The sequence below is a fragment of the Brevundimonas diminuta genome (assembly GCF_022654015.1).
Lineage (GTDB): Bacteria > Pseudomonadota > Alphaproteobacteria > Caulobacterales > Caulobacteraceae > Brevundimonas > Brevundimonas diminuta_C.
This window is the reverse complement of record NZ_CP073063.1, coordinates 1,959,392-1,976,615: the sequence shown is the minus strand read 5'-3', so window position 1 is coordinate 1,976,615 and position 17,224 is coordinate 1,959,392. Positions and strand designations below refer to the sequence as shown.

The window sequence follows — 17,224 nt, the reverse complement described above, 5'->3', positions numbered from 1 at the left end:
GCGGGGTCTGTGACCCTGCCATAACGCGCGCTGGACATATGATCCAGCGGCCTTCCGTTGGTCGGGGCGAGAGGATTCGAACCTCCGACCCTCTGGTCCCAAACCAGATGCGCTACCAGGCTGCGCTACACCCCGGACCGAACGGAGCGCTCTATTGGCACTTCGCGACGCGATCCGCAATCAAGGCTTGAAATAAGGATGTAAAACTTTGTCGCCCGGCTTCGCGTTGATTTCGGCCGCCCGCCCTGCCCGCAGTTCCAGGACGCCGTTGGCGGCGCCATTGGAAGGGATCGGCGCCTCGGAGAAGGGCGTGGCGTGCGAAGCGATGGAGACGATCCGGCCCTGCGGATCGATATACAGAATGTCCAGCGAACTGGGCGTATTGCGCATCCAGAAGCTTTGCTCGCGCGGCGATTCGCCCGGCCACTGGAACAGCATGCCACGGTCCGCCTCAAGCGGCGGACGGAACATCAGCCCCCGTTGACGTTCGGGCTCTTCGTCGGCGATTTCGACCCAGAACTGATGCTCGCCCGACGTGGTCACCACGGCCAGCTTCTGCAGCGGCTCGCCATTGGGACCGACCGGCGCCTTGGCCGCGCATCCGGCGAGCGCGAGCATAATAAGCCCCGCCATCGCAAAACGTCTCGTCGCCTTGATCATACGCCTCTCCTGGGCGCTGGATCAGTCGCCCGTTCTGATGTCCGCCACAACCAGACCTTTGGGCCCGTTGGCGAATCGCACCCGCACCGCATCGCCAGGAATCAGATCATCCAGGCCGCAGCGACGCAGGGTTTCGATGTGGACGAAGATATCGCCCGGCTCGCGATCACGCACGACGAATCCGTAGCCCTTGGTGCGATTGAACCATTTGACCAGAGCGGTCTCCAGCTGTTCGTCACTTTCGGCGACCGGCCGCGGCGGCGGCGAAGTCACGGGGCGACGCACGGCCGGCGTCGCTTCGCCCTCGCCCAGGTCATGGATCTCGATCGTCTGCCAACCCTTGGCGCGCTTGACGCAATCGCACGTTATGGTCGCGCCTTCGTCAGCCGCGTCGCGGCCGAGATCGCGCAGGCTGCTGATATGCAGCAGAACATCTCTCGTTTCGGTCAGGGTCGGATCGTCAGGGACGATGAACCCATAGCCCTTGACGGCGTCGAACCACTTCACGCGCCCAGTGACGCGAACGGTCTGCGCCGTTTCCGTCTCTCTAAAGTCAGACACTTAAAAACCCCCGTCCGCGCCTCCAGCGGACTCGTTTTATATTTAACACCGTTCCGCGAAATTTTGAAAAGCGGAAAATGCGCGTCTATGCAGAAGCTTGCGTTTGGGGGAGTGCAGACGCGCATCGCAGGCGCTGGCGAAGACCGCCAGTCTCTCGTGCTATCTGAGCTAGGCTGCTTGCCGGGAGCCTCAAAGGCTCAACCATAGTCCTGCCCGCGTGGCAGTCCCTAGGGGAGTCGAACCCCTCTTTTCAGGTTGAAAACCTGACGTCCTAACCGATAGACGAAGGGACCGCTGCGCGGGAGAGCCGGCGATATAGCCGCGCCCTCGGGGCGGTGCAAGCGTGGATTTTCAGTTTTTTGAAGCCGTCGTCAGATCATTCGAGGATCGGCGACATCCTCAATCTCGAACTGCACGCCCTTGCGGCCATTCCAGTCGTCAGCCTTCAGCCGGCCCACGACGCTCAGTCCGCCCTGCCCCGACAGCAAGGCCTGGCCCGTCGGCAGATCGGCGCAGCGCCAAGCGATGGCCTTGACCGAAGCGCCATCCGGACCGACCAGACGGCACCGCACATGACCGCCATTCATGGCGACGGGTTCGCGAGCTTGAACGCCGCTCAGGGCGAAGCTGGGTTCGGGGTTGGCGGGGCCGAATGGGGCCAAACGCTCGAACGATTCGAACAGATCGCGCGTCGCTGCCGCCGGGTCGATCAAGGCGTCGATCTCCAGCACGTCCTGAGCGACAGCTTCGACCCTTTCGGTGGCTAGTTTTTCGTTCAGGAAGGCGATCAGCTCGGACACGCGCGCACTGTCCATCGTCAGGCCTGCCGCCATGGCATGACCGCCGCCAGCGAGCAGGATCCCGCTCTCCCAGGCCGCCTGGATCGCGCGTCCCAAGTTCATGCCTGGCTGTGACCGGCCCGAGCCCTTCCCGAGACCAGTGACGGGATCGACGCCAATGACGATCACCGGCTTGCGCCAGCGCTCGCGCAAACGGCCGGCGACGATCCCGACGACGCCGGGGTGCCAGTCCTCGCCCGCGACCACGACGACGGCGCTTTCGTCGGCATGGGCGCCGGTCGCCTCGACCCGACGAACGGCGGCGTCGGTGACGGCCCGCTCGACATCGCGGCGCGACAGGTTCAGTGCATCGAGTTCGATCGCCAGGGCCTCCGCCTCGGCCGCGTCGTCCGTCGACAGCAGCCGTGCGCCGAGGTCGGAGCGACCGATGCGTCCTCCCGCATTGATGCGCGGCCCCAAGATGAAGCCAGCATGATTGCTCTTGGCCGGTCCCGGTTCGGCGCCGGCCGCCGCCAACAGCGCGCGCAGACCCGGATTGCGCCAGTCGCTCATGACCTTCAGACCAAGGCCGGTCAGCGCGCGATTGAAGCCGGTTAGCCCGGTCACGTCGCAGATGGCGCCCAGGGCCGCCAGATCCAGCCACTGACGAATGTCCGGCTCGATCCTCTCGGCGAACAGGCCCCGACGCCGCCCCTCCCGGTTCAGCGCCGCCAGAAGCACGAACACGACGCCTGCCGCCGCCAGATTCCCCTGACCCGAGTTGCAGCCCGGCCGGTTCGGATTGACGACCGCCAACGCCGTCGGCGGCTCGCTGCGCATCAGGTGGTGATCGATAACGACGACGTTCAGGGCGATGGCGGCCGCATGGGCCAGGGCTTCGTTCGCCGCCGCCCCGCAATCGACCGTAATGACCAGGTCCGCGCCCGAGGCCTTCAGCGTGTCGAAGGCCTTGGCGCTGGGGCCGTAACCTTCGGTCATGCGGTCCGGAACATAGATCGAAAGCGGATGGCCCATCGCCCGAAACCAACGCACCAGCAGCGCCGCGCTGGAGGCGCCGTCCACGTCGTAGTCGGCGAACACATGAATGTTCGCCTTGGCCTGAAGCGCGTTCAGGATCGCATCAGCCGCTGCGTCCATATCCATAAAGCTGGACGGATCGGGAAACAGGGCGCGCAGGGTCGGGGTAAGGAAATCCTGGCCCTGGTCTGGACGTACGCCCCGAGAGGCCAAGGCCCGGGCCAACGGTTCTTCCAGATTCAGGGTCTGCATGTGTGCGCGCGTCGTTGCGGCGTCGGCCGGACGTTGACGCCAGGCGCGCCCGGACAGGGATCGAGACACGCCGAGGAATGCGTTCAGTGTCTTTGCGCCGCCGTCGTCTGCCATCAGCACATTATCGCGGGATTCTGCCTCCCGCGCGACCGGTCATCGCGTCGGGCGGCGGTCGAGCGGCGGAGGAGCCTTGGCCTTGTCACGCAGGCTTTGGGCGAAGGCCTCGATATCCGCCTGGGTTCGGACGGCGTCAGGCGACACCGGAACGGCGTTCACGGCCGCGCGTGTTTCGGCGGCGAGCGCCTCGGCGTCGCCGAGCGTCCAGTCGATCCGTGCGATCTCACTGGTCAGCGTCGCGCTGTCGCCTTGGAGACGCTGCACATTCGATGCGACCTGAGTGACCGGCGGCAGATCGGTCGGCGCTGCCGGAAAATCTTCCCAGCGCGGATAGCGCCGATTGGCGTCGACCAGTTCCTGAATACGCGGCGCCAGCGGCGAGACAGCCTCCGTCCTGGAGGCGGATGCGCCGACACAGCCGCTCAATGGCGTCGTGATCGCGGCTGCGGCGATCAGGATCATCTTTTTCGAGTGCGACGCGTTCATTTCCTTGATGGTCTTATGCCATCATCGCGGTGCGCGGAAGGGCGGATGAACCGCCCTCTGGCGCAGGACGCGCGAAGGACGATCATGGCCAAGACTCCCAGAACGCCGACAGACGCCCCCGACCGCCCTGTGCGCAAGGCCGGACGTCCAACGTCCGCCAAGCCCCGCCCGCCTCGCCAGCCCAAGTCGAAACCTGCCGACACGCGGGAAGCCAACTCTGAAACCCATGCACACCCGACCCCTGAACCGACTGCTGCGACGCCCAACCAAGCCGAGTTGATCGAAACCCTGTCGATGAACCTGGCCAAGGCGGCCATGATGGCCCAGAGCGCGATCGCCGAGGCGGCGCTGACCCAGGCCGATCGCCCGGCCGCTCTTTCGGCCGATCCCTTCAACGTCGCGCCGGCCATGACGTCGGTCATGACCAGCCTCGCGGCCCAGCCCGACAAGATGATTCAGGCCCAGGCCGACCTGTTTGGCCGCTATATGCAGCTCTGGTCGTCGACGGCGCGCCAAGCGGCTGGCGAGGCGCCCGATCCCGCACCGGTCGACAAGCGCTTCAAGGACCCGGCCTGGTCCGCAAACCCGATGTTCGACATGATGCGGCGATCCTATCTGCTGACGTCGGACTGGATGAACGGCCTTATCGCCGGGGTCGAAGACGTCGATCCGACGCTGAAACGTCGTGCCCAGTTCTTCACTCGCCTGCTGACCGACGCCTTCTCGCCGTCCAACTTCTTGGCTTCCAATCCCGTCGCGCTGAAAGCCTTGGCGGAGACCAGCGGCGAATCGCTGGTGAAGGGCATGCAGAACTTCGCCGCCGATCTGGAACGTGGCGGCGGATCGCTGCGTATCAGCCAGGCCGACTATGGCAAGTTCGTCGTGGGCGAGAACGTCGCCACAGCGCCGGGCCAGGTCGTGTGGCGCGATGAGCTGTTAGAACTGATCCAGTACGCGCCGACGACCGAGACCCAGCACGACATCCCGTTGCTGATTTTCCCGCCCTGGATCAACAAATTCTACATCATGGACCTGCAGCCGGCGAACTCGCTGATCCGCTGGCTGTCGGCGCAGGGCTTCACGGTCTTCGTCTGTTCCTGGGTCAATCCGGACAAGGACAAGGCCGGCATCGGCTTCGACGACTATCTGGACAAGGGCATCTATCGCGCGGTCGAGAAGACGCTGGAGCAGACGGGAACCAAGCATCTGAACGCCGTGGGCTATTGCATCGGCGGCACCCTGCTTGGCGCTGGTCTGGCGCACATGGCGGCCAAGGGCGACAAGCGCATCGCCGCCGCCACCTTCTTCGCCGCTCAACATGATTTCGCCGAGGCCGGCGATCTGCTGCTGTTCACCGACGAACACTGGATCGCCGAGATCGAGCGTCAGATGGATGCGGCGGGCGGCGTCCTGCCGGGCGCGGCTATGGCGGAAACGTTCAACGCCCTGCGGTCCAACGACCTGATCTGGTCCTTCTTCATCAGCAACTATCTGCTGGGCAAGGATCCGCCCGCCTTCGACCTGCTGTTCTGGAACGCCGACCAGACCCGCATGCCCAAGACGCTGCATCTCGACTATCTGCGTCAGATGTATGGAGCCAACGCCCTGGCCAAGGGGCAGTTCGAGATCGGCGGCTTGACGGCGGACCTGTCGAAAGTCGAGATCCCGCTCTATTTCCAGGCTAGTCGCGAGGATCACATCGCGCCGATGAACTCGGTTTATCGGTCCGCCAAATTGTTTGGCGGCAAGGACGTGACCTTCACCCTGGCCGGGTCAGGTCACATCGCCGGCGTCATCAACGCCCCGGCCGCAAAGAAGTATCAGCACTGGACCAACCCTGCCCTGCCCGCGACCTTGGCCGAATGGCAGGCTGACGCCGTCGAACATCCCGGCAGCTGGTGGGAGCATTGGTCGGCCTGGCTCGGCGCGCGATCCGGTAAGCAAATCCCCGCCCGCCACCCGGCCATGGGCCCGCTCAAGCCCATCGAGCCGGCGCCGGGCAGCTATGTGAAAGTGAAGTCTTGAACCGTCTCGAACCCAACGCCCTGCTCGCCGTCAGCACAGGCGTCGCCTTGATCCTGCTGATCATGACAGCCAGCCTGTTCGGAGAACCGGGCAACACGGTCAAATATGTGATCTCAGCCGTCATCTGCGCGGCCGCCTTCGTCCTGCTCAACGAACGGATGGCGCGCGCGATGAAACGACCGGTCGCTCAGCCGCTGATCCACATCAGCACGCCGGGTACGGCGGTCTGGGCCGGGCTGTTTCCATTGATCGTCATCGCCATGGCCTGCGCGCCCGTTGTCTTCGCCGGTCACGACTATGGGCTGCTGGTGATCATCGCCTCGGTCATCTTCGGCCTGACCGTCGATTCAGCCGTGCGCGCCCTTCGCGCCTAGGCCGATATGAACTTCAGCGCCACGCCGTTGTTGCAGTAGCGCAGCCCCGTCGGACGCGGACCGTCGTCGAACACATGCCCTTGGTGTCCCAGGCAGCGGGCGCAATGGTATTCGGTGCGTGGAATGCCGATGGCCAGGTCACGCTTCTTGCCGATATTGGCGGCGATCACGTCATAGAAGCTGGGCCAGCCGGTGTGGGAATCGAACTTCCACTGCGATCGAAACAGCGGCAGATCGCAGCCCTTGCAGACGAACGTCCCGCGCGCGTGCTGATCGTTCAACGGGCTGAAATAGGGACGCTCCGTCCCCTCGTGCCGCATCACGCGCCAGGAGGCGTCGCCTAAGCGTCGTCGCCAATCCGCATCGGACACCCGACGATAGGGCGAGGCTGCGTACTGCCCCTCCCCGGCTTCGGACGTCTCTGGCGAACAGGCGGACAGGGCGAGCGCGCCGGCGCCCAACAAGAGGCCCCGGCGATGCAGGATCAGGGACTGGGTCATGTCCCTGATACGACGGATGCCGCCGAATGGTTTCAGACCTCAGATCAGGCCGGTCGCCTCATCCAGGCCTAGCATGATGTTCAGGTTCTGCACGGCCGCGCCCGAAGCGCCCTTGCCCAGATTGTCGAGCAAGGCGACCAGCCGCGCCTGCTCGCCATTGCGGTCGCCGAAGACGTGCAAACGCAGGCGGTTGGTGCCGTTCAGGCCTTCGGGCTCGATGCCTGTCATGGCCTCGGTCTCCTCCAGGTCGGCGACCTCGACGAACCGCTGGCCGTCATAGGCCTCGACCAGCGCGCCGTGCAGCCGCTCGACCGAGGGGGTTTCCGGCAGAGCCGTCAGATGCAGCGGAACCTCGACCAGCATGCCCTGGCGGTAGTTGCCAACCGCCGGCGTGAACAGCACGTCTCGGTTCAGACCTGTGTGTTTGGTCATTTCAGGCACATGCTTATGCCTCAGCGTCAGACCATAGGCCCGGTAGGCGGTCGTGGCGCCCCCGCTGTCTTTTGGGGCCGTCTCAAACTCGGCGATCATGGCCTTGCCGCCGCCGGAATAGCCCGAGACCGCATTGACCGTGACCGGATAGTTGGCGGGCAACAGACCCGCCTTCACCAGCGGCCGCATCAGGCCGATGAAGCCCGTGGGATAGCAGCCGGGGTTCGACACGAACTGAGCGCGCGCGATCAGCGCACGCTGCCCGGCATCCATTTCAGGAAAGCCATAGGCCCAGCCCGGCGCGACCCGATAGGCGGTTGAGGCGTCGATCACCTTGACCGACGGGTTTTCGATCATGGACACGGCTTCCCGCGCCGCATCGTCGGGCAGACACAGGATCACCGCGTCGGCGCCGTTCAGGGCCTCACGCCGCGCATCCGCATCCCGACGACGCTCGCCCAGCAACAGCAGTTCCAGATCCGGGCGCGCTTCCAGCCGCTCGCGGATTTCCAGCCCCGTGGTGCCGGCCTCGCCGTCGATGAAGATGGTGTGGGTCATGGGGCGTTCAACAACTCGTTTTCCCAAGCAGTAAAATTTTCGGGTCCGTGCAGATAGGAAGTTGGAGTGTCCCGAAGATCTGCTCCTGAGAGCGTGATTAGCATTTCCCAGACGGGCCAATCGGTTATGCGAGGTTCAAGACCCCTCTGCCAATCAGCGCTCACAAAATCTCCGGCCCACTTTGCAATCTGTTCATTTGAAAGTGAACCATCTCGAAGCTCACGGATCCGGCACAGAACTTCTTCCCGAGACGGGAGATCAATCTCTCCGGTTGTCTCCATCGCCAATCTCCAAGGAAAAAGGGCGCTCCGGGTCTCCCCGAAGCGCCCCAAATCCAAACCGCGTGAACGCGATTAGCGCTTCGAGAACTGGAAGCTGCGGCGAGCCTTGGCGCGGCCGTACTTCTTGCGCTCGACGACGCGGCTGTCGCGGGTCAGGAAGCCGTGCGGCTTCAGGACCTTGCGCAGTTCCGGTTCGAAGTGCGTCAGGGCGTGCGACAGGCCGTGGCGAATGGCGCCGGCCTGACCCGACAGACCCGAACCTTCGACGGTGCAGATCACGTCATACTGCGTGGCGCGGTCCGAGACGGTCAGCGGCTGAGCGATCATCATGCGCAGCACGGGACGAGCGAAATACTGCTCTTGGTCCTTGCCGTTGATGGTGATCTTGCCGGTGCCGGGCTTCACCCAGACGCGAGCGATGGCGTTCTTGCGCTTGCCGGTCGAATAGGCGCGGCCTTGGGCGTCCAGCTTCTGGACATAGACGGGCGCGTCGTTCTCGACCGAAGAGCTCAGGCCCTTCAGGGCGTCGAAGCCGGTGGCGGTTTCGGTGTTGGTCACGTCGGTCATGCTCAGACGCTCCGGGTGTTCTTGGGCGACGCCGACTTGAAGTCGATCGTTTCCGGTTGCTGGGCTTCGTGGTCGTGCGCGGCGCCGGCGAACAGGCGCAGGTGCGTCATCTGCTTGCGGGCCAAGGGGCTTTCCTTGGGCAGCATGCGCTCGACGGCCTTTTCAAGCACGCGCTCGGGGAAGCGGCCGCCCAGAACCTTCTCAGGCGTGGTTGACTTGACGCCGCCCGGGTGACCGGTGTGGCGATAGTAGATCTTGTCGGTGTTCTTCTTGCCGGTGAACACCACCTTGTCGACGTTGGTGACCACGACATAGTCGCCGCAATCGACGTGCGGGGTGTAGTCGCCGCGGTGCTTGCCGCGCAGACGGTTGGCGATGAAGGTCGCGAGGCGGCCCACCACGACGCCTTCGGCGTCGATGTGGATCCACTTCTTCTCGACCTCGGCCGGCTTCAACGAAGCCGTAGTGCTCTTCAGCATGAGGGGGTTCCTGGAGACGAAAATCGGGTCCGGCCCCCGAGGGAACCGAATGAAGGCGCGCTGATACAGGAGACGATTGGTCGCGTCAACGCACACGACAACACCACATTTGCCACAACGCCTTGTTTAAAGGCGGTTTTTCAAATGCGGTATTAAAATACCTGATGCGAAAAGGTCATGCAGCGTTACGGCGTAACATAAAACGTCGTCAAACCATGATTATAGGCGGGCATCGCAACGGCGACAGCTCTGGAGCCCCTTCATGATCTTTCATCGTCGCGGCCTGATCGCCACGGGCGCCGCCGCCGCCTTCTCGGGACTGGCGCGTCACGCCGCCGCTCAGACGGCGGGTGAAGAGACCTACGTCAACGATGTCCATGGCTACGGCCCGCTGCTGCGCGATCCCAATCGCTTGCTCGATCTGCCCGAAGGCTTTTCCTATCAGGTCGTGGCCCAGAGCGGCGACACGATGGACGACGGCCTGTTCGCTCCCGGACAGCCCGACGGAATGGCCTGTTTCCCGCTGGAAGGGTCTCGCGTGGCCCTGGTCGTCAATCACGAGCTGAAAGGCTCCAGCGGCCTGCATCGCAACCTCGGTCCCGGCGGATTTCGTGAGGAACGGCTTCACCTGCTGGACGCCACCAAAGGCTACGACACCTACAAAAATGGCCGCCCCCTGCCCGGCGGCTGTTCCACCATCATCTATGATCTGGCGACCTGCCGGATGGTCAGCCGACATCTGACGCTGGCCGGAACCTCCACCAACTGCTGCGGCGGCCCGACGCCGTGGGGCAGTTGGCTGACCTGCGAGGAAACGCTGGAGATGCCGGCCGACGCCGATGTGACCAAGGCCCACGGGTGGGTCTTCGAAGTGCCGGCGACCGCGACCGGCCTGGTCGATCCCGTGCCGCTCAAGGCCATGGGTCGCTTCGATCACGAGGCCGTCTGCGTCGACCCCCGCACCGGCATCGTCTATCTGACCGAAGACGACAACGCCGGCCTGTTCTATCGCTTCATTCCCAATGCGCCCGGCAAGCTGACCGAGGGCGGCCGGCTTCAGGCGATGGCCTGGAAGGGCGCGCCGTCGGCCGACACCCGCAATCAGGATGGGCGCACCTGGGCTGTCGGAGACTGGAAGGAGATCGAATGGATCGATCTGGACGACGTCGAATCTCCCAATGGCGACCTGGCTAAGCGCGGTCATGCGGCCGGCGCGGCCTGGGTGGCGCGGGGCGAAGGCGTCTGGTGGGGCGACGACGAACTGTATTTCACCGCAACCTCGGGCGGACCGATCCGCCGCGGCCAGGTCATGCGACTGGTTCCCGGCCTGAACGGCGCGCCGGACCGGCTTCAGTTGTTCGTGGAAAGCACGGACCCGAAGACGATGAACATGGCCGACAACATCACCGTCGCGCCTTGGGGACACCTGATCCTGTGCGAGGACAACTATTCCTCGGACGTCCGCAACCACCTGAAAGGCGTCACGCCAGAGGGCAAGGTCTATACGATCGGCCGCAACGTCTTCACCGGCAATTCCGAGTTCGCCGGCGCCTGCTTCTCGCCGGATGGCGAAGTGCTGTTCGTCAACATCATGTACCCCGGCATGACCCTGGCGATCAGAGGCCCATGGTCCTCGGTCCGGACATGAATATGCGCGGCTGAGCCCGCAGCACCAACCACAGGTTCACGGTGGCCGTCGCCAGCACGATCGCGGCGCCTGCCTGGTGCAGCACACCCAGCCACACCGGAACCGCGTGCACCAGCGTCACGATCCCAAGCAGAGCCTGGAACCAGACCACACCCGCAAGCGTGAAGGCGCCGAAGCCCATCCCCTCCGCCACGCGCCAGCGCCAGGCCTGGAAGGCATAGATGCTGACGGCGATCAGCAGACCATAGGCGACCAGACGGTGATTGAACTGCGTCAGCGCCTGATCGTGCAGGAAGGCGGCCGCGCCCAGGCTCCAGTCGGCCGGCGGCAAAACGGCGCCGTTCATCAGTGGCCAGTCGGTATAGACCAGCCCCGCATGACCGCCCGCAACCAGGGCGCCCAGCAGACATTGCAGGAAGACCGCGCCCAGCAGCAGGCCGGCGCCCCTCGCCCAGCCCGACGGCGGGCGGCCGTGATCTTCACCGTTCCAGGCCTCCAGCCCCGTCCAGATCAGGGCCGCGAAAAGGACGAACGCCAGGCCCAGGTGCGTCGCCAGACGCTCCGGCGCCACGCTGACACGCTCGGATAGGCCGCTGGACACCATCCACCATCCGATCAGACCCTGAAGGCCGCCCAGGGCCAGAAGCAGGACACAACGCCAGATCAGGCGATCAGGCATCGCCCACTGGTGGAAGACCGACCGGGCCGGCGCCAGACGGCATAGCAGGAAGACGATCAGCGGCAGGGCGAACACCATACCCACCAGACGCCCGATCAGCCGGTGCAGCCATTCCCACCAGAAGATGCCCTGAAACTCGCCCAGGCTCATGCCGGCGTTGACCTGCGCATACTGCGGGATCTGCTTGTACTTCTCGAATGCCTCGGCCCACTGCGCGTCGTTCAGAGGCGGAATCGCGCCCATGATGGGCTTCCACTCCGTGATCGACAGGCCCGAGCCCGTCAGCCGCGTGATGCCGCCGATCACCACCATCAGGAAGACGACGGCGGCCGTGGCGAACAGCCATACGGCGACGGCGCGGTTACGATCTGGATTTCCGAAACGGTTCATTCGACGCCTGACACTGACCCGGATATGGTGTCGCGTCGAACGAAGACCAGACGCGACCGGTGCGGTATGCCCGCCCCAAGCGACAAGATCGAGTCGGATTGAGTTAACGGCGCTGTCGCCGCAGGAGATCAGGGTTGCAATACGCCGATATCGCCGCCGCCGTCGCAGGCGGCCTGCTGCTGGCCTGGATCGCGGACCTTCTGACGGGCCGGCGCGGCTTCGGCGGCACAAGCCTTGTGTCCGGGATCGGCCTGGCCTGCGGGTGGTTTCTGGCGGTGCGGGTCTTCGCGGTCAGCACGATGAACAGCTGGGTCTGGGTGCCGTGGGCGTTCGTGGGATCGGGCATCTGTCTCGTGGCCTTCTTCCTGTTCCGGAACAAGCGCTGATGCCGCCGCGTCTGCGTCGCTTCGTCGCCGCGATCGGCGTGCTGCTCTTTCTCGTTTTCTGGGTCTGGGGCCTGATCGCCCTGCGCGGAATGCTGCCGCCGTCTCAGGGGATCGACTTCCTGTTCTTCGGCATCGGCGGCACCGCCTGGGGCCTGCCGCTCATCCCGTTGCTGCGATGGGCCGAGCGCGGCTGAGCGCCGAACCTGCCCCCAGATACGGCGATGGGGCCGCCCGCAAGGACGACCCCACCATCATCATTCTTTTTCAAGAATGGTCGGAGCGACAGGATTCGAACCTGCGACCCCTTGACCCCCAGTCAAGTGCGCTACCAGGCTGCGCCACGCTCCGAAGGCGCTCCCTATAGACGGGGGGACCGCTGTCCGCAAACGCTAAAACGACTTTTCCACCTACCGTGAAAGAACGGCGTCCAGACGCGCTTTGGCCTGCTCCAGATCGGCCAGAACCTGATGCAATTTCGAGGTTTCCGCGCGCGTGGCATCTGACGTCGGCGCAGACATCGTGACATCGCCGTCGTCGATCAGTGCGGCGGCCTCCGCCCCGATCAGCTTTTTCAGCCCCTGTTCCTTGTGCAGACGCTGGACGCCGCGAATCGTCAGCCCGTCATCGTGCAGCAGGCGTTTGACCGCCTTCAGCACCGCGATGTCCTGAGGCCGATAAAAGCGCCGACCGCCGGCCCGCTTCACAGGCGTGACGAAATCGAACTTCGTTTCCCAGAACCGCAAAACATGCTGCGGTGCACCGACCTCTTCGGCCGCTTCAGAAATGGTTCGGAAGGCGTCGGCGCTCTTGGCCACCGCGATCAGGCCTCGACGACGGCGTCGTGAACCCGGCTTTTCATGATTTGCGAGGCGCGGAAGCTGATGACCCGGCGCGGATTGATCGCCGCCGGTTCGCCCGTCTTGGGATTGCGGCCCATGCGCGCGCGCTTCTCGCGAACCTGGAAGACGCCGAACCCGGACAGTTTCACCGTCTCGCCGCGCTCGAGCGATTCGACGATCAGTTCCAGGGTGCGTTCGACCAGGCTGGAGCATTCCTGACGCGACAGGCCGACCTCTTCATGCACGGCTTCGCACAAGTCGGCGCGCGTCACGGTCTGTTGGCCTGCCATCATATCCCCGCTGTCATGCGATCCGCTCGCATCCATAGGGGCGCAAAGCCCCCGAAAAATCAATGCCTCGATGTCGATTAGAGCCGAAGCGCGCAGGCGCCCCAGGTCAGGCCGCCGCCCATCGCTTCAAGCAGCACCATATCGCCCTTCTTGATTCGGCCATCCTGGATCGCGGCGTCCAGCGCCAGCGGGATGGAGGCGGCCGAGGTGTTGGCGTGGGTGGCGACGGTGGAGATCACCTTGTTCTCGTCCAAACCCAACCGGTCGCCGACGCCCTTGATGATTCTCTGGTTGGCCTGGTGCGGCACGAACCAATCGACATCCGCGATCTGAATGTCAGCGGCGGCGCAGGCGGCCGTGATGCCTTCTGCGATGTTCACGACGGCATGACGGAAGACCTGGTTTCCGGCCATGCGCAGGTGGCCAACGGTGCCGGTCGTCGCCGGGCCGCCATCGACGTAGAGCAGATCGGTCTTGGACCCGTCGGCCCGTAAGGCGAATCCCAGCATGCCCTGGTCGTCCGATGTCCCCTGCCCTTCGCGCGGTTCCAGCACCACAGCGCCGGCCCCGTCGCCGAACAGGACGCAGGTGGTCCGGTCGGTCCAGTCCATCAGCCGCGTCATCTCCTCGGCCCCGATCACCAGGGCGCATTTCGACAGGCCGCGCGCCACGAATCCGTCGGCGACGCTCAGCGCATAGACGAAACCGGAGCAGACGGCTTGCACGTCAAAAGCGATGCCGACGCCCGCGCCCAGCTTGGCCTGGACGATCGACGCGACCGCCGGGAAGGTCATGTCGGGCGTGGTGGTGGCCACGATAATCAGGTCGACATCGGCCGCCGCCTTGCCCGCGTCGGCGAGCGCCTTCTTGGCGGCCTCGACCGCGAGATCGCTGGTCGGCTGGTCATCGCGCGCCTTATGACGCTGCTTGATGCCGGTCCGCTCCTGAATCCATTCGTCGGACGTGTCGACGAACTTGGCCAGGTCGGCGTTGGTGACGATCTCGTCCGGCAGATAAGAGCCGACGCCGGTCACGGCGCTGCGGGTAACGGTCACTGCAGGGATTCTCCCACGGCTGCGGCGGGCTTGGCGGCATGGTCGAACACCGCGTCCAGCTTGCCCAGGTTGTCCCCCACCTTGCTCATATAGTCGCTGCGGGCCAGATCGACAGCGATGCGGATGGCGTTGCCGAAGCCCTTGGCGTCGGCGCCGCCATGGCTCTTCACCACAATACCGTTCAGGCCCAACAGGGGTCCGCCGTTGATGGCGCTGGGGTCGATCTTCTGGCGCATCTTCTTCAGCGCGGGCATGGCGATGACGGCGCCCAGCTTGGATTGCAGGTTCGAGGTCAGGGCCTCTTTCAGCAGAGCGGAAATGTAGCGCGCTGTGCCTTCGGCGGTTTTCAGCGCGATGTTCCCGGTGAAGCCGTCGGTCACCACCACGTCCACCGTGCCCTTGGCGATATCGTCGCCCTCGACGAAGCCGTGATAGTTCAGGTCGAACGGTCCATCGCGCAGGATGGCGTGCGCCTCCTTGACCTGTTCGTTGCCCTTCATGTCTTCCGAGCCGACGTTCAACAGGCCGATGGTCGGGCGCGCGATGCCGCGCACGGCCGACTGGAAGGCTTCGCCCATGATGGCGAACTCGATTAGCTGCTCCGCATCGCTGCCGATGTTGGCGCCGACGTCCAGAACCGCCGTGTGGCCCTTGAAGGTGGGCCAACTGGCGACGATGGCCGGACGCTCAAGCCCGGGCGCAGACATCCGAAGAATCAGTTTCGAGATCGCCATCAGGGCGCCGGTGTTGCCGGCCGAGACGACGCCGCCCGCCTGACCCGTCTTCACCGCCTCGATGGCGTTCCACAGGCTGGAGCCCTTGCCGCGGCGCATGGCCTGGGCCGGCTTTTCATCCATGGCCACGACCTTGTCGGTGTGACGGATTTCGCAGATGTCCGCCGCCAGCCCGCAACGCGCCAGCTCCGGCGCGATCTTGGCCTCGTCGCCATGAAGCAGGAAGCGAGCCCCCTCGCCGTCATGGGTGCGGATATAGCTGCGGATGCCGGGAACGACGACGGAGGGCCCGTGATCGCCGCCCATGGCGTCAAGCGAGATCGTAACTGGGGCTGGCAAATGGACCTCTCGTGGCCGCGTCGTCTTGTCGCGCGACGCTTGGCAGGATGCGCTGAACGATAGCGCCGAAGCCGGGGGATGCAACCACCCGGCCCTTACGTCAACCTCAGCCTTGGTCGTCTTTGGTTTTGAGCGCCTTCAGGGCCGCGAACGGAGAAATTTCCGTCGGCTCCTCCGGTTGCACGAACTCCGCGCCCGGCTTGCGCGGGAACGGATCAAGCGACAGCACCAACTGCTCGACCGCATACTGGCCCAAGTCGATCTTGCCGTCCTCGATCACGTCGGCGTCTTCTTCATCCAGCGTGACTTCGATCTCATCGGTTTCCTCGGGCTTGGCCTCGACAAGCTGAATGGAAAACCGGCGATCCACATCGACCGGCAATGGCTCCAGCGTCAGGCCGCAGGTCTGCACCGCATGCGCGGTCACTCTGCCCTTCATCGTCCATTCGCTGGTCGACGGCGTCGGCTTGATCTCCAGATCGACGGCGAAATCGTCCAGCCCCTGAAGATCCAGGCTGCGGGCGATTCGCTTGCGGGTGTCCACATCCGGTTCCAGCCGGCGGCTCAGGCCCGCGCCGATCTGATTGACCCGCACCGTTTCGCTGTAGGGAAGCGTCGCGCTCATCTCTTTCAAACTTCCGCCCAGGCCGGCGTCGCCAGCACCTTGTTGAAATCCTGCGCCGCCAGGGCTGCGCGTGTCGTCAGCGCATAGCGCGCCAATGTGTTCGCATGGGGCGCTTGCGGGTTCGCATAGACATTCTTCGCCATCGCCTCGGCCAGAGCCGCCGCATCGCCGGCGCGCAGCGGCTGCTCGTAGGCGTTCATCCGGCCGTAGAGAGCCTCGCCCAACTTACGCATCTTCTTGCCGACGGCGACGTCGCCTACGCCTTCCTCTCGCAAGACGTGATCTAACGCCGAGACATAGACGTCGAACACCGCCTGAGCCGCATCCTGGCCTTGAGCCGTGTTCTCATCGCGCAGCCGCAGCACCAGCAACAGCACATGCAGCGTGTAGAGTTCGAATCGCGCGTCAATGCGGTCATCGACCGCCAGGCGCGTGTAGAAGGCCGGATTGCGGGCCTGGCTGACGGCCTTGGCGTAGAGATCGTCGCCGAGACGGACGCCGGATCGGGGTTTGAACAGGTTTTTCAGCATGGGTTCCAACGGCCCCTTTTCCGCCGCGCCGTTGAACTAGGACGCAGGTCCGTCTAGGTCAAAGACCTTGTTCTCTCGCAGGCGCCCGACCATGTCCCGTTTCGTCCCGCTTTTCGTCGCTGTTTCGCTGGCCGGCCTGTCCGCCGCCTGCGCTCCGACCATCGGCTCCAACGGCTTCCAGGCCATCGACGCCAAGCCGCAGGACGTGGTCGCCGGCACGGATACCAAGGAGACCGTCCTCGCCAAGCTGGGTTCGCCTTCGACCACTTCGACGTTCGAGCCGGATCACGTCTGGTACTACATCAGCCAGACGACCGAGAAATACACCTACAACCTACCCAAGGTTTCGACGCGCACGGTGACCGAGATCACCTTCGTCCCGCAGGGCGATCAGGTGGCGTCGGTGCGGACTCTCGGCCTGACGGACGGCGAGCAGATCGCCATGAACCGCAACGAGACGCCGACGCGCGGTCGTGAGCTGACCGTTCTGGAACAACTGCTGGGCAACGTCGGCCGTGGCCAACTGCCGCGCACCGAGGACGACACCCCTGGCCAACGTCGCCCCGACTAAGGCGGCTCATCTCCCCAAACAAAGGCGCC

The 17,224-nt window shown here is 64.7% G+C and carries 21 protein-coding genes and 3 tRNA genes; 6 read left to right on the top strand and 18 right to left on the bottom strand.

What is annotated here, in order from left to right:
* Positions 1-58: 58 nt before the first annotated feature.
* The 6 genes from KAK88_RS09815 to KAK88_RS09790 form a co-directional block, all read right to left on the bottom strand.
* Positions 59-135 (bottom strand) — tRNA-Pro (locus KAK88_RS09815).
* Between the two features lie 45 nt (positions 136-180).
* Entirely contained in the window at positions 181-660 is a 480-nt protein-coding gene (locus KAK88_RS09810) for a DUF192 domain-containing protein (RefSeq protein WP_242076504.1), read from the bottom strand.
* A gap of 21 nt (positions 661-681) precedes the next feature.
* Positions 682-1,221 carry a cold-shock protein gene (locus KAK88_RS09805; RefSeq protein ID WP_045811719.1) on the bottom strand — a complete coding sequence of 180 codons (540 nt, stop codon included), beginning with the start codon at positions 1,219-1,221 and terminating at the stop codon, positions 682-684.
* Between the two features lie 218 nt (positions 1,222-1,439).
* A tRNA-Glu gene (locus KAK88_RS09800) sits at positions 1,440-1,514 on the bottom strand.
* A gap of 78 nt (positions 1,515-1,592) precedes the next feature.
* Positions 1,593-3,404, bottom strand: a complete 1,812-nt coding sequence (gene recJ, locus KAK88_RS09795; protein ID WP_242076503.1) for a single-stranded-DNA-specific exonuclease RecJ — start codon at positions 3,402-3,404, stop codon at positions 1,593-1,595.
* Between the two features lie 39 nt (positions 3,405-3,443).
* Positions 3,444-3,869 carry a hypothetical protein gene (locus tag KAK88_RS09790; protein ID WP_242076502.1) on the bottom strand — a complete coding sequence of 142 codons (426 nt, stop codon included), beginning with the start codon at positions 3,867-3,869 and terminating at the stop codon, positions 3,444-3,446.
* 108 nt (positions 3,870-3,977) lie between these two features.
* Between KAK88_RS09790 and phaC the strand changes: the two genes are divergently transcribed.
* A complete protein-coding gene (phaC, locus tag KAK88_RS09785; protein ID WP_242076501.1) occupies positions 3,978-5,918 on the top strand; it encodes a class I poly(R)-hydroxyalkanoic acid synthase in 1,941 nt (646 codons plus the stop codon).
* Positions 5,915-6,292, top strand: coding sequence for a hypothetical protein (locus KAK88_RS09780; RefSeq protein WP_242076500.1), 378 nt, complete (start codon positions 5,915-5,917; stop codon positions 6,290-6,292). The genes phaC and KAK88_RS09780 overlap by 4 nt, the downstream gene beginning before the upstream one ends.
* Here the strand turns inward: KAK88_RS09780 and msrB are convergent.
* The 4 genes from msrB to rplM form a co-directional block, all read right to left on the bottom strand.
* Complete coding sequence (gene msrB, locus KAK88_RS09775) at positions 6,289-6,792, bottom strand: peptide-methionine (R)-S-oxide reductase MsrB (RefSeq protein WP_242076499.1); 504 nt, start codon at positions 6,790-6,792, stop codon at positions 6,289-6,291. The genes KAK88_RS09780 and msrB overlap by 4 nt on opposite strands.
* Before the next feature lie 39 nt (positions 6,793-6,831).
* Entirely contained in the window at positions 6,832-7,782 is a 951-nt protein-coding gene (argC, locus tag KAK88_RS09770; RefSeq protein WP_242076498.1) for an N-acetyl-gamma-glutamyl-phosphate reductase, read from the bottom strand.
* A gap of 353 nt (positions 7,783-8,135) precedes the next feature.
* Positions 8,136-8,630 carry a 30S ribosomal protein S9 gene (gene rpsI / locus KAK88_RS09765; protein ID WP_017503896.1) on the bottom strand — a complete coding sequence of 165 codons (495 nt, stop codon included), beginning with the start codon at positions 8,628-8,630 and terminating at the stop codon, positions 8,136-8,138.
* A gap of 2 nt (positions 8,631-8,632) precedes the next feature.
* On the bottom strand, positions 8,633-9,109 hold the full coding sequence (rplM, locus tag KAK88_RS09760; RefSeq protein WP_017503897.1) for a 50S ribosomal protein L13: 477 nt from the start codon (positions 9,107-9,109) through the stop codon (positions 8,633-8,635).
* Between the two features lie 262 nt (positions 9,110-9,371).
* Here rplM and KAK88_RS09755 point away from each other — a divergent pair, with 262 nt between their 5' ends.
* Entirely contained in the window at positions 9,372-10,757 is a 1,386-nt protein-coding gene (locus KAK88_RS09755; protein WP_242076497.1) for an alkaline phosphatase PhoX, read from the top strand.
* Here KAK88_RS09755 and KAK88_RS09750 read toward each other — a convergent pair.
* Positions 10,726-11,826 carry a COX15/CtaA family protein gene (locus KAK88_RS09750; RefSeq protein ID WP_242076496.1) on the bottom strand — a complete coding sequence of 367 codons (1,101 nt, stop codon included), beginning with the start codon at positions 11,824-11,826 and terminating at the stop codon, positions 10,726-10,728. The two genes, KAK88_RS09755 and KAK88_RS09750, sit on opposite strands and share 32 nt — an antisense overlap.
* Before the next feature lie 134 nt (positions 11,827-11,960).
* Between KAK88_RS09750 and KAK88_RS09745 the strand changes: the two genes are divergently transcribed.
* Together KAK88_RS09745 and KAK88_RS09740 are read left to right on the top strand one after the other, a co-directional pair.
* Positions 11,961-12,212, top strand: a complete 252-nt coding sequence (locus KAK88_RS09745; RefSeq protein WP_242076495.1) for a transglycosylase — start codon at positions 11,961-11,963, stop codon at positions 12,210-12,212.
* The gene (locus tag KAK88_RS09740; protein ID WP_242076494.1) at positions 12,212-12,406 is read left to right on the top strand and encodes a DUF2842 domain-containing protein; all 195 of its coding nucleotides are present in this window, start codon (positions 12,212-12,214) and stop codon (positions 12,404-12,406) included. The genes KAK88_RS09745 and KAK88_RS09740 overlap by 1 nt, the downstream gene beginning before the upstream one ends.
* A 77-nt stretch (positions 12,407-12,483) precedes the next feature.
* Here the strand turns inward: KAK88_RS09740 and KAK88_RS09735 are convergent.
* The 7 genes from KAK88_RS09735 to KAK88_RS09705 form a co-directional block, all read right to left on the bottom strand.
* Positions 12,484-12,560 (bottom strand) — tRNA-Pro (locus tag KAK88_RS09735).
* Between the two features lie 59 nt (positions 12,561-12,619).
* Positions 12,620-13,027, bottom strand: a complete 408-nt coding sequence (locus tag KAK88_RS09730) for a MerR family transcriptional regulator (RefSeq protein WP_242076493.1) — start codon at positions 13,025-13,027, stop codon at positions 12,620-12,622.
* Positions 13,028-13,032: 5 nt separating this feature from the next.
* Positions 13,033-13,341, bottom strand: coding sequence for an integration host factor subunit alpha (locus tag KAK88_RS09725; protein ID WP_026108237.1), 309 nt, complete (start codon positions 13,339-13,341; stop codon positions 13,033-13,035).
* Positions 13,342-13,418: 77 nt separating this feature from the next.
* The gene (locus tag KAK88_RS09720) at positions 13,419-14,396 is read right to left on the bottom strand and encodes a beta-ketoacyl-ACP synthase III (RefSeq protein ID WP_242076492.1); all 978 of its coding nucleotides are present in this window, start codon (positions 14,394-14,396) and stop codon (positions 13,419-13,421) included.
* The gene (plsX, locus tag KAK88_RS09715) at positions 14,393-15,436 is read right to left on the bottom strand and encodes a phosphate acyltransferase PlsX (RefSeq protein WP_242076491.1); all 1,044 of its coding nucleotides are present in this window, start codon (positions 15,434-15,436) and stop codon (positions 14,393-14,395) included. Before plsX ends, KAK88_RS09720 begins: the two co-directional genes overlap by 4 nt.
* A 139-nt stretch (positions 15,437-15,575) precedes the next feature.
* Positions 15,576-16,094: a YceD family protein gene (locus KAK88_RS09710; RefSeq protein WP_242076490.1), complete on the bottom strand. Its 519-nt coding sequence runs from the start codon at positions 16,092-16,094 to the stop codon at positions 15,576-15,578.
* A gap of 5 nt (positions 16,095-16,099) precedes the next feature.
* Positions 16,100-16,624, bottom strand: a complete 525-nt coding sequence (locus KAK88_RS09705) for a ubiquinol-cytochrome C chaperone family protein (protein WP_242076489.1) — start codon at positions 16,622-16,624, stop codon at positions 16,100-16,102.
* A 91-nt stretch (positions 16,625-16,715) separates the two neighbouring features.
* Here KAK88_RS09705 and KAK88_RS09700 point away from each other — a divergent pair, with 91 nt between their 5' ends.
* Entirely contained in the window at positions 16,716-17,195 is a 480-nt protein-coding gene (locus KAK88_RS09700) for an outer membrane protein assembly factor BamE (protein ID WP_242076488.1), read from the top strand.
* The last annotated feature ends 29 nt before the right edge of the window (positions 17,196-17,224 follow it).